The organism is Bradyrhizobium oropedii (assembly GCF_020889685.1).
Taxonomy (GTDB): Bacteria; Pseudomonadota; Alphaproteobacteria; order Rhizobiales; family Xanthobacteraceae; genus Bradyrhizobium; species Bradyrhizobium oropedii.
Map to the genome: position 1 here is coordinate 1 of NZ_JACMYO010000254.1, position 9,803 is coordinate 9,803.

The 9,803-nt window shown below is 65.7% G+C and carries 12 protein-coding genes; 4 read left to right on the forward strand and 8 right to left on the reverse strand.

Going from position 1 to position 9,803, the window contains the following annotated elements; translation table 11 throughout:
• The first annotated feature begins 80 nt into the window (after positions 1–80).
• On the forward strand, positions 81–833 hold the full coding sequence (gene fliP / locus H8A95_RS38940; protein WP_229187874.1) for a flagellar type III secretion system pore protein FliP: 753 nt from the start codon (positions 81–83) through the stop codon (positions 831–833).
• A 172-nt stretch (positions 834–1,005) separates the two neighbouring features.
• On the opposite strand, the gene H8A95_RS38945 is transcribed toward fliP, so the two are convergent.
• Both H8A95_RS38945 and H8A95_RS38950 read right to left on the reverse strand, forming a co-directional pair.
• Positions 1,006–1,452, reverse strand: a complete 447-nt coding sequence (locus H8A95_RS38945) for a hypothetical protein (RefSeq protein WP_229187875.1) — start codon at positions 1,450–1,452, stop codon at positions 1,006–1,008.
• Positions 1,389–1,670, reverse strand: a complete 282-nt coding sequence (locus H8A95_RS38950; RefSeq protein WP_229187876.1) for a hypothetical protein — start codon at positions 1,668–1,670, stop codon at positions 1,389–1,391. Before H8A95_RS38950 ends, H8A95_RS38945 begins: the two co-directional genes overlap by 64 nt.
• A gap of 3 nt (positions 1,671–1,673) precedes the next feature.
• On the opposite strand from H8A95_RS38950, the gene H8A95_RS43965 reads away from it, so the two are divergent.
• Together H8A95_RS43965 and H8A95_RS38955 are read left to right on the forward strand one after the other, a co-directional pair.
• Positions 1,674–1,805 (forward strand): hypothetical protein, encoded by a 132-nt coding sequence (locus H8A95_RS43965; protein ID WP_274617709.1) that lies wholly within the window; start codon positions 1,674–1,676, stop codon positions 1,803–1,805.
• A gap of 55 nt (positions 1,806–1,860) precedes the next feature.
• Positions 1,861–3,012: an aminotransferase class V-fold PLP-dependent enzyme gene (locus H8A95_RS38955; protein WP_229187877.1), complete on the forward strand. Its 1,152-nt coding sequence runs from the start codon at positions 1,861–1,863 to the stop codon at positions 3,010–3,012.
• On the opposite strand, the gene H8A95_RS38960 is transcribed toward H8A95_RS38955, so the two are convergent.
• The 5 genes from H8A95_RS38960 to H8A95_RS38980 form a co-directional block, all read right to left on the reverse strand.
• Entirely contained in the window at positions 3,009–4,250 is a 1,242-nt protein-coding gene (locus H8A95_RS38960; protein ID WP_229187878.1) for a YbfB/YjiJ family MFS transporter, read from the reverse strand. The genes H8A95_RS38955 and H8A95_RS38960 overlap by 4 nt on opposite strands.
• A gap of 122 nt (positions 4,251–4,372) precedes the next feature.
• A complete protein-coding gene (locus H8A95_RS38965; protein WP_229187879.1) occupies positions 4,373–4,618 on the reverse strand; it encodes a tautomerase family protein in 246 nt (81 codons plus the stop codon).
• 24 nt (positions 4,619–4,642) lie between these two features.
• Complete coding sequence (locus H8A95_RS38970) at positions 4,643–5,353, reverse strand: SDR family NAD(P)-dependent oxidoreductase (RefSeq protein WP_229187880.1); 711 nt, start codon at positions 5,351–5,353, stop codon at positions 4,643–4,645.
• A gap of 228 nt (positions 5,354–5,581) precedes the next feature.
• Positions 5,582–6,526, reverse strand: a complete 945-nt coding sequence (locus H8A95_RS38975; RefSeq protein WP_229187881.1) for a LysR family transcriptional regulator — start codon at positions 6,524–6,526, stop codon at positions 5,582–5,584.
• A gap of 38 nt (positions 6,527–6,564) precedes the next feature.
• Positions 6,565–6,804: a hypothetical protein gene (locus tag H8A95_RS38980; RefSeq protein WP_229187882.1), complete on the reverse strand. Its 240-nt coding sequence runs from the start codon at positions 6,802–6,804 to the stop codon at positions 6,565–6,567.
• 271 nt (positions 6,805–7,075) lie between these two features.
• On the opposite strand from H8A95_RS38980, the gene H8A95_RS38985 reads away from it, so the two are divergent.
• Positions 7,076–7,921 carry a glyoxalase superfamily protein gene (locus H8A95_RS38985; protein ID WP_229187883.1) on the forward strand — a complete coding sequence of 282 codons (846 nt, stop codon included), beginning with the start codon at positions 7,076–7,078 and terminating at the stop codon, positions 7,919–7,921.
• 12 nt (positions 7,922–7,933) lie between these two features.
• Here H8A95_RS38985 and H8A95_RS38990 read toward each other — a convergent pair.
• The coding region (locus tag H8A95_RS38990; protein ID WP_476727261.1) for a tetratricopeptide repeat protein at positions 7,934–9,803 on the reverse strand (1,870 nt) is incomplete at its 5' end.

The following is a 9,803-nucleotide window of genomic DNA, read 5'->3' on the forward strand; positions in this document are numbered from 1 at the left end:
CCCGCCGGCGGACAAAAGAGCGGCTTCGAGAATCTCGAGGACGAGATGGCCTCGCTGCTCGGCCGACCGAAGAATCCTTCGTGAGATCAGGGGCAGTCCCGCGTAGAGTTTTTTTCATCGCTGTCCTGATCGCCGCCGGATCCTTGGCCGATCCGGCGATGGCGCAGGACATCAGCATCAATCTCGGCGGCGGCAATGGCGGCGTGACCGAGCGCGCGATCCAGCTGATCGCGCTGCTCACGGTGCTGTCGATCGCGCCGTCGATCCTCGTCATGATGACGTCGTTCACGCGCATCGTGGTCGTGCTGTCGCTGCTGCGCACCGCGCTCGGCACCGCGACCGCGCCGCCTAACTCGGTGATGATCGCGCTCGCGATGTTCCTCACCGCCTTCGTGATGGGACCAGTGCTGCAGAAATCCTATGACGACGGCATCAAGCCGCTGGTCGCCAACCAGATCGGCGTCGAGGAGGCATTGCAGCGTGCCTCGGTGCCCTTGCGCGGCTTCATGCAGAAGAACGTCCGCGAGAAGGATCTGAAGCTGTTCATGGACCTCTCGGGCGAGCCGCCGCCGGCGACGCCCGAAGAAATGTCGCTGCGCATCCTGGTGCCGGCCTTCATGATCTCCGAGCTGAAGCGCGCCTTCGAGATCGGCTTCCTGCTGTTCCTGCCGTTCCTCATCATCGATCTCGTGGTCGCCTCGGTGCTGATGTCGATGGGCATGATGATGCTGCCGCCGGTGGTGGTCTCACTACCGTTCAAGCTGATCTTCTTCGTGCTGGTGGACGGCTGGGCGCTAGTCGCGGGCAGCCTGGTGCAGAGCTACGGGGGGTAGCCCCGCGAAACATTCATAGCCCGCTCGCTGGATCAGCCGTGCCGTTGCACTATCATGCGCGGCACCGCATCCAGGGAGCCGCGCCGTGCAGCAGCCATTCGACCGCGCCGCAGAAGACCTCGGCAACGCCATCCATCTCGAGCATGTCAACGTGCAGGTGCCCGACCAGCGCCTAGCCACGCTGTTCTATGTCGCCGGCATCGGGCTGACCCGCGATCCCTATCTGATGGTCTCCGACAGCAACATGTGGGTGAATGCCGGCCGCAGCCAGTTTCATCTGCCGAGCGGCCGGCCGCAGGTGCTGCGCGGTCACACGGGTATCGTGATCGCCGGGCGGCAGGCCCTGCTCCAGCGCCTTGCCGCGGTCGCGCCCAAGCTCGAAGGCACCGCGTTCAGCTATCGCGAGCGCAACGATCACGTCGAGGCCATTTGCCCCTGGGGCAACCGGCTGCGCTGCTTTGAACCGGACGCCGAGCGGTTCGGACGCATCGCGCTCGGCATGCCCTATGTCGAATTCGAGGTGCCGCGCGGCACGGCTGAAGCGATCAGCCGGTTCTATCTCGAAATCATGGGCATCCCCGCGAGCGTTACGAATGACGACGGCGCGGTGCGCGCGCAAAAGTCGGCAAGGATCAGTATCTGCAATTCCGCGAGACCGATCAGCCGCAGGGCGAGTTCGACGGGCATCACGTCCAGATCTACATCACGGATTTCTCCGGCCCGTACAGGCGGCTGCGCGAGCGCAATCTGGTCTCCCGCGAAGACAATCAGTACCAATACCGCTTCTGCGACATCGTCGATCCCGCCAATGGGCGGCATCTGTTCACCGTCGAACACGAGGTGCGCAGCGCCACCCATCCGATGTATCTGCGGCCGCTGGTCAACCGCAATCCGGCACAGACCAACCGCACCTTCGCCAATGGCTACGATCAGGCGCCATGGGCGATGGGGCCCGACCAGTATGATGGATGAGCCGCGCGCTCGTCCTCACCGCGACATCATCTGCAAATCTCACGCACGAGACGACATGCTTCCCTCCCAGCGCCATCTGTTCGAGATCCCACGCGAGGTCTGCTACCTGAATTCGGCGTCCTACAGCCCGCTGCCATTGAAAACGCTCGACGCCGGCCGCGCGGCGGTTGGACGCAAGGGCCGGCCCTGGACGATCGACGCCGGCTTTGCCGGCCGCCAGCACGAGCGTGCCCGCAGCGCGGCGGCGCGCCTGATCAATGCCAACGCAAATGACGTCGCGCTGATCCCGGCGATCAGCTACGGCGTCGCCACGGTGGCAAAGGTGCTGACCGTTCCGCGTGGCACGCGCGTCGTCGTGCTGGAGAACGATCACTCCTCGCCGGTGCTGGAATGGCACGCGCGCGCCGAGGCGCAGGGCTTCATCGTCGACACCGTGCGCCAGCCAACCGACGGCGACTGGACATCGGCCGTGCTTGCAACGATCGAGCGGCCGGGTGCGCCGCCGGTCGGGCTCGCCTCGATCTCCTCGGTACACTGGTCGGACGGCGGCTTGATCGACGTCGACAAACTACAGGCCGCGCTGCGGCGGCAAGGCGCTGTCTTCGTGATCGACGCGACGCAGAGCGCGGGCGTCGTGCCGATGGATGTGACAAAGCTCGATCCGGACGCCGTGATCTTCCCGACCTACAAATGGCTGATCGGCCCCTACGGCCGGGCGTTTCTTTACGTCGCAAAACGCCACCAGAACGGCGTGCCGCTGGAGCAGACCTCCGCCGGCCGCCGCAACGTCAACTCCGAGAACCCGGTCTATTTCGGCGACCTCGGCTATGTCGACAGCGCCCAGCGTTACGACATGGGCGAGCGCGATCATTTCATCACCCTCGAAATGGCCTCGATCGGCATGGAGATGATGGCCGAATGGGGCGCCGCGGCCGTCAGTGCGCGGCTTGCGATGCTCAACCAGCGGATCGCCGACGGCGTCCATGACCTCAAGCTCAACATGCTGGCGCCGAGCGTGCGCGCGCCGCATATCCTGAGCCTCGGTATGGCCGGCAGCATCCCGAAGGAGCTGATCGCGCGGCTCGCCGCCGAAAACATCCACGTCGCGCTGCGGCTCGGCCGGATGCGAATCTCTCCGCACGTCTTCAACGACGAGGCGGATGTCGACCGCCTCGTCGCTGTGCTGACCAAAGCGCTGCGCGGTTAGCTCGGCTTGCGTCCCAGAGCGACAACGCTGAACAGTTCAATCGCCAGTGCGATGGCAACGCCGGCCGCGCCGATCACGAACAGCAGCGCATAATTGCCGCCGCTCTGCGCGAACAGATAGGACAGACCATAGGCGCCCGCCGCCTGGAACAGCGCGAAGGTGGTGGTGGCCTGCGCCCAGGCGGCGCGCTGGCTCGCCGCCGAATGCGGGATCAGCTCCTGGATGCGGCCGATCACCAGCGGCACGATGCCCGGCGTGAAGCCGCCGACGATGAGGCTCGACACGATCAACGCGGCGGGCGAGTTCGTCACGGCGGGTAGCGCGACTGCAACGGCCTCGATCAGGAACGCCGCACGCAGTGCCGCAGCGAAGCCTGCGCGATCGGCAAGATGACCTGCGAGCAGCGGACCGACCACCGCGCCGATGCCGTACAGCACCCAGTAATGCGATCCCGCCGCGATCCCCTGCCCGAGTCCGCGGGCGACATAGTCGACCATGAACACCATGTGCGGCACCAGCGCCAGCGCGTTGAGGCCGTATTCCAAGCACAACGCGATCACCAGCGGCGAGCGCACACCATGCGACGCAACGTGGGGCTCGGCTGCGCCATGGGTGGCGGGCACGTCCGCCGGCCACGCCTTCCAGCTGATCAGGGTCAGCACCGCCGACAGCACGCCGAGGCCGTACCAGGCCTGCTTGACGCCTTGTTGCAGCAACAGCGGCACCAGCGTGCCTGACGCAGCGATACCCAATCCGACGCCGGCGAAGATCACGCCGCCGATCAGGCCACGCTTGCTCGGCGCGGTGTGCGGCAGGATCGCGGTCGCCGCCAGCACCATGATCACGCCACCGCTGATGCCGGCGAGAAAGCGGAAGCCGAAGAACCAGATGAAGGAGATCGGCACCGCGCAGGCAAAGCAGGTGACGGCGGCCAGCAGCATCATGCCGCGCAGCGCCCACACCGAGCCGATGCGCGCGCCGAGATCGCGGGCGATCAGCGCGCCGGCGAGATAGCCGGCGAGGTTGGCGGCACCGAGATAGACCGCTTCCGCCGGCGTGAACCACTTCGCCGCGATCAGCGCCGGGATCAGCGGCGTATAGGCAAAGCGCGCCAGCCCGAGCCCGACCAGCGAGGCACACAGCCCCGCTGTTGCGGATAGCCACAGCGGGCTGCCTGCGTCGCGATGCGGCTTGGCGTGATGGCGCCTGTCATGATCGACATTGGCTGACATGGACATCGCAGTAGGCCCTCCGGCCGTTCGTGAAAAATGATTAGTTGCGATCGCAGCAATCGTTTGCAGCGATCTCTGCTCGCCTCTCCCGATCGGGAGAGGCGCCGGGTTTGATTTGGCAAAAGCAGTCAGCGGGAAGAGGCAGCGGCGGCGGCGAGCTTCTTGCGATAGTCCAGCGCGGGCAGCCCGCCCCAGCCCCAATTGTCAGTGTCGACTTCCTCGACGATAACGAACGTCGATTCCATCGGCTTGCCGAGCACGTCGCGCAGCAATTCGCTGGCGCCCTTGATCAGCGCGGCCTTCTGCTCCCGCGTGGTGGACGACGCACCCGGCGCCGTCCCTTCACGCGTGACCTGGATGGTGACGATAGGCATGACACACACTCCAGATCATGTTCGTCAATGACCGGCGCTCTGGCCGCCGTCGACATGCAGGATCTCGCCGGTGACGAAGCCCGCGCCTTCCAGGAACAGCACGGCGTCGACGATGTCCTTCATCTCGCCCATGCGCCCGACCGGGTGCAGCTTGGCGAGGAAGTCATGGGTCTCCGGAGCGTGCATCGGCGTCTTGATCACGCCGGGCGCCACAGCGTTCACGCGGATACCCTTGGCGGCATATTCAATCGCCAGCGACCTGGTCGCTGCGTTCAGGCCACCCTTGGTCAGCGACGCCAGCACCGAGGGGACGTTGCTGTTGGCATGATCGACCAGGCTGGTCGTAATCTGCACGATGTGCCCGGAGCCCTGCTTCACCATCTCCTTGGCGACGCGGCGGGTGATGTAGAAGAAGCCGTTGAGGTTGGTCGCCAGGATCGAGGCGTAGTCCTGATCGGTATGATCGGTGAACGGCTTGGCGATGAAGATGCCGGCATTGTTGACCAGCGTATCGATACGGCCGAAGCGCCCAAGCGCCTGCTTGACGATACGGTCGGCAACTTCGGGATCGCCGATGTCGCCGGCAACGGTCAGCACGTCATTGTCGGTGGACGGCTTGATGCTGCGGGAGTTGGCGACGACGCGATAATTGCGGTCGCGATAACCCCTGACGATGGCCTCGCCCAGGCCCTGCGACGCACCGGTGACGATTGCGACCTTCTGCTCTGCACCCATGATCTCTCTCCATCTGTTGCTGAAGCGACCCAGCGCCGCTTCGATGGAGAGCAAATTAGATACATCCGCTTTTCGTGCGAATGCCCGCTATTCGGCAGACACTCTTCCGCGGCGCGAACGACTGAGCAGGAGCATGATCCGGAAAAGTGTGAAGCGGTTTTCCGGGGCGCCAAACGCGAAGCGTTTGCGCGGAGATCATGCGCAAGCAAAAACAAAAGCGCGACGAACTCATCGTCGCGATTTTGCCCCGGCCTTGCTGGCCTCCCGGGAGAGCCGCTCGAAGTAGCGCTTTAGCCGCGGCGTCGCGAAATCGACGAAGGCGCGCACTTTCGGCACGTCGAAGCGGCCCTGCGGCGCCAAGAGATGCACCGGCAATGGCGGGGGCTCGTCGCCGGCGAGCAGGATCTGCAACCGCCCGTCGCGGATTTCCTCGGCGATGTGATACGAGAACAGCCGCGTGATGCCGTGCCCTTCGCTGGCGGAGGCGACTGCTGCCCGCACCGTGTTGACGACCAGCCGCGGCGCAAACTGCACCGCGCGCGCGACCTTCGACTTGGCGGCCGGCGGAAAGCTCCAGGAGTCGAGCCCGAAATGCGTCATCGCGATGATCTGGTGCTTTGCGAGATCGGCCGGCTCGCCGATCACGGGATGCTGCGCGAGATAGCCCGGCGATGCCGCGAGCACGCGGCGCACCTCGCCGAGCTTGATTGCGATGAAACTGGAATCGGCGAGATGGGCGATGCGCAGCGCGACGTCGATGCCCTCGTCGATCAGGTTGACGGTGCGGTCGAGCATCGCGAGCCGCACCGACACCGCCGGATGGTCCGTCATGAAGGCATCGAGCACCGGCCGCAGCACGTCCTCGCCGACCACGACGGGCGCCGTGATGGTCAGCGTACCGCGCGGCGCCGACCGCTCGCCGCCGGCCGAGATGTCGGCCTCCTCGAGCTCGCTGAGGATGCGCCGGCACGCCGACGCATAACGCTGGCCGGCATCGCTCAGCTTCAGCGACCGCGTGGTGCGGTGAAGCAACTCGGCGCCGACATGATGTTCAAGGAACGCGATCGCCCGGCTGACCGCCGCCGGCGAGCGCCGCAGTTTCCGCCCGGCGCCGGCAAGGCTGCCCTCGTCGACCGCCGCGACGAAGACCTTCATGGCGTCGATGCGGTCCATCGCTCCCCCCGCTTCGCGGCAGCCGCTAACCCTTCGCGCTATGCTGCTTGCACGTCATACTGCTTGCTGAGGTGGTCGCCGATCTGCACCAGCATCGCGACGCATTCCGGATAGCCGGGCCTTGCTACCGTGGCCCCGCTGGCGCTGGCGCGGAATTCCCAGCTGTCGCCGTCGCGCAGCACGGAGATGTCGATGCCGTCGGGGCAATCGGCATGCACCTTCAATTCGGCACGCGCCATTGCGATGAGTTCGGCTTCGGTCTTGATCGGCTTGCTCATGTGACGACGTCCTCCCGGCTGGCGGCTTCAGCCATGGTTGCCGATTTGGCAGCGGAATGTCGAGAGGACGAACGCGATCACGACCTCTTGCAATTGACAAATCGTACCTCTCCGGCGAACATTTGGCCGGGTCGATACCACCCGCCGCTTGCGCCCCGCCCCGGGGACGGTGAATGTATCAAGCCAGTTTCAGGCTTCCTTTGCCCGTACGAACGGGTCAGCAACGCAAGCCCCTGACGGTTTTCCGTTCGTCGATGCAAAGGTTGACCCCATGCGCGACTTCCGTGATGCCAAGGCCATGGCGCAAACGCTGCGCGAAGCGCTCGGCGCCAAATCGATCCCCCTCACCCACAGCGACAGCCTGGAGCTGATCGCAAAACTGTTCGGCCTGCGTGACTGGAACACGCTGTCCGCCCGGATTCAGTTTGCCGGACCGCCGAGCGCGCCGGCCCAGGCTACAGACTTCACCGCAGAATCACCGCCGATCGCCGCGCGGCAGGAAATTGCCGTGAATTCGGCCGCGCTCGATCGTTGTGCCGGATTCTACCAGCTTAACGACCGCGCCGTGTTCACGGTGACGCCCGACGGGCATCATCTGGTGATGCAACTCACCGGACAGCGCTCGGTGCGATTCTATGCCGAGAGCCTGACCGAATTCTTCGCCAAGATTGTCGATGCGCAGGTCAGCTTCGTCGCTGGACCTGACGGACGAGCCACCTCGCTGATTCTGCATCAGAACGGCAGCGATATTCCGATGGCGCGTATCGACGCCGCGACGGCAAGCAAGATCGCCGATCAGACGGCGGAGCGCGTCAAGAACCAGTCGGCCAATCCGGGAACCGAGGCTGCACTTCACCGCCTGATCGATGGGATCGCCTCGGGGAATCCCAACTACAATGAGATGAGCCCGGCACTCGCGGCGGCGACACGCAAGCAGATGACGTGGCTTCAGCCCCTCGCGGACCTCGGCACGATCCAGTCGGTCCGCTTTCTCGGTGTCGGCGAGCAGGGCGAAGACGTCTACAGCGTCAGACAGGCGAACGGCGCGTCGCATTGGCGCATCGCACTTGACGACAAGGGGATCATTTCGACCGCATGGGTGTCGCCCGGTCCGTAAGTCCCTACGACTCTACTGAGCTGCGCTGGCGCGGCGCTCGCCCTTGATGACGGGCAGCGTGCTCACCGGCGCGGCCTTCGGCTTGTCGGGCAGCGATCCGGTCGCGACCGGATCGGGCAACGGCGCGCGGGCGGTGGCGTCGGGGAAGCGGGTCTTCATCTCGCGGATGAAGCCGTCGAGCGTGTCGACGCTGGCGGCCATCCGCGCGATCTGGGCGAATTCGGCGCTCGAGGTTGCCACCGGCTTGCTGGCCGAGTCGAACGCGAGCTTGTCGGCGTCGCCGGACATCAGCGGGGCATATTTTTCGCGGAACCGGGACAGCCCGATGGCGTCCTCGGCGAGTGCGTAACCGACCACGGCGCGGATGATGTCGGCCTTCTCGCCCGGATTGAGCGGCGTGAAGTCGCGCCAGCGGTCGCCGTAATAGAGCTCGATCTGCTCGGAGGCCTCGCGCCAATGCCGCGACGCCCAATAGATGTCCGAGCGCAGCCGGATCGCCTCGCGGCCCGTGATGTTGGAGATGATGTCGAGCGCGAGGTCGTGCCGGCCGACGTCGCTCTGCGCGCGCGCCTCGAGCAGCAAGCGCTGCTGGCGCAGCTCGCCGGAGAGGTCCGCGATCCGGGTCAAGCGCAGCGCGCCGATGGCGCGGTCGGGCTTGCGGTTCATCAGATAGACCATCGCAAGCCGCGCGGCGACCTGGGCGCGCGCGGCGCCCTCGAGCCGCTTGTCGACCTGGTATTGCAGGAGGTCGGCGGCCTGATCGAGCAGATCGACACCGACCAGGCGGTCCGCGAGACGGCGGATCATCTCATCGCCGCGGCGGCCGATCGGCGTCAGCTCGCGATATTCGTAGAAGGTGCCGAGCGCGTCGATCGGCGCCATCTCGTCGCCCTTCGGGCCGAGATAGAGCTGCACGAACAGCGCCGAGGCGGCATCCTGGGCCTGACGCGATTCCGGCGCGTTCGGCTGCAGCCGGGTCGCGGCACGCGTCACCGCGAAGGCATCGGCATAGCGTGCGGTCTCGGCGTAGATCTTCGACAACACGTAGAGCGTCTTGAGCTCGATATTGTCGCCACGCCACATCATCGACAGCAGCTCGAGCTCCTTCAGCACGTCGTCGCGGCCGATCTCGCCGCGCTTCTGCTTGAGCAGCGTCTCGAGCAGCTTGCCTTCGGCGGCGGCCTGGCGGTCGGCAGAACTGATCGCGAAGCGGTAGGCGTCGAGCGCGTCCTTCTCCTGGCCGAGCGCTTCGGCAAGCCGGCCGCGCAGCACCGCAACCGCGGGCTTCAGCTCATCGGGAACGCCGACCACGTCGAGATCGCTCTTGCGCCGTGCGGCGCCGGCATAGTCCTTGACCTCGAGCGAGGCCTTCATCGAATCCATGGTGACGATGCGCTGCAGATCGGGCGGCAGCGTCGCGACCGCGAACTCGGCGTTCTTGAACTTCTCGCGCGCCTCCGCCCATTTGCCCTCGCGGGCAAAGGCGAGCCCCTTCCACAATTGGGAATCGTAACCGTTGCCGATCACGGGATTGGCGAGATCCTTGAGGCCTTGCGCCGGATGCCCGATCAGGATGCTGGCAACCGTGTGCACCATCACCACGGGCGCCGTCTCGCTGCCGCGCTTGCTCTCGGACAGGATCAGGTTGGCGACGCCATGGGCTTCCTGGTACATGGCGCGCGCCATGTAGAATTCGGCGAGATCGAGCCGCGCCTGCGGCAACTGCTCGGCATTGGCGGTCGAAGCCGCCACCATCAGGCCGTCGAGCCGCTTGAGGAAATTCTCCGACTGGTTCTGGCGCCACTCGTCCGGGTCGAACAGCGGCTTCACCGCCGCGGTCGCACGCTCGGCGGCGACGTCGGCCGACGACAGCGTCAGGCCG

What these genes read in the sequence shown, in the direction of transcription:
- H8A95_RS38955 (WP_229187877.1), top strand. Translation starts at nt 1,861, where the DNA reads ATGCTTCCCTCCCAGCGCCATCTGTTCGAGATCCCACGCGAGGTCTGC.
- H8A95_RS38960 (WP_229187878.1), bottom strand. Translation starts at nt 4,250, where the DNA reads ATGTCCATGTCAGCCAATGTCGATCATGACAGGCGCCATCACGCCAAG.
- H8A95_RS38965 (WP_229187879.1), bottom strand. Translation starts at nt 4,618, where the DNA reads ATGCCTATCGTCACCATCCAGGTCACGCGTGAAGGGACGGCGCCGGGT.
- H8A95_RS38970 (WP_229187880.1), bottom strand. Translation starts at nt 5,353, where the DNA reads ATGGGTGCAGAGCAGAAGGTCGCAATCGTCACCGGTGCGTCGCAGGGC.
- H8A95_RS38975 (WP_229187881.1), bottom strand. Translation starts at nt 6,526, where the DNA reads ATGGACCGCATCGACGCCATGAAGGTCTTCGTCGCGGCGGTCGACGAG.
- H8A95_RS38980 (WP_229187882.1), bottom strand. Translation starts at nt 6,804, where the DNA reads ATGAGCAAGCCGATCAAGACCGAAGCCGAACTCATCGCAATGGCGCGT.
- H8A95_RS38985 (WP_229187883.1), top strand. Translation starts at nt 7,076, where the DNA reads ATGCGCGACTTCCGTGATGCCAAGGCCATGGCGCAAACGCTGCGCGAA.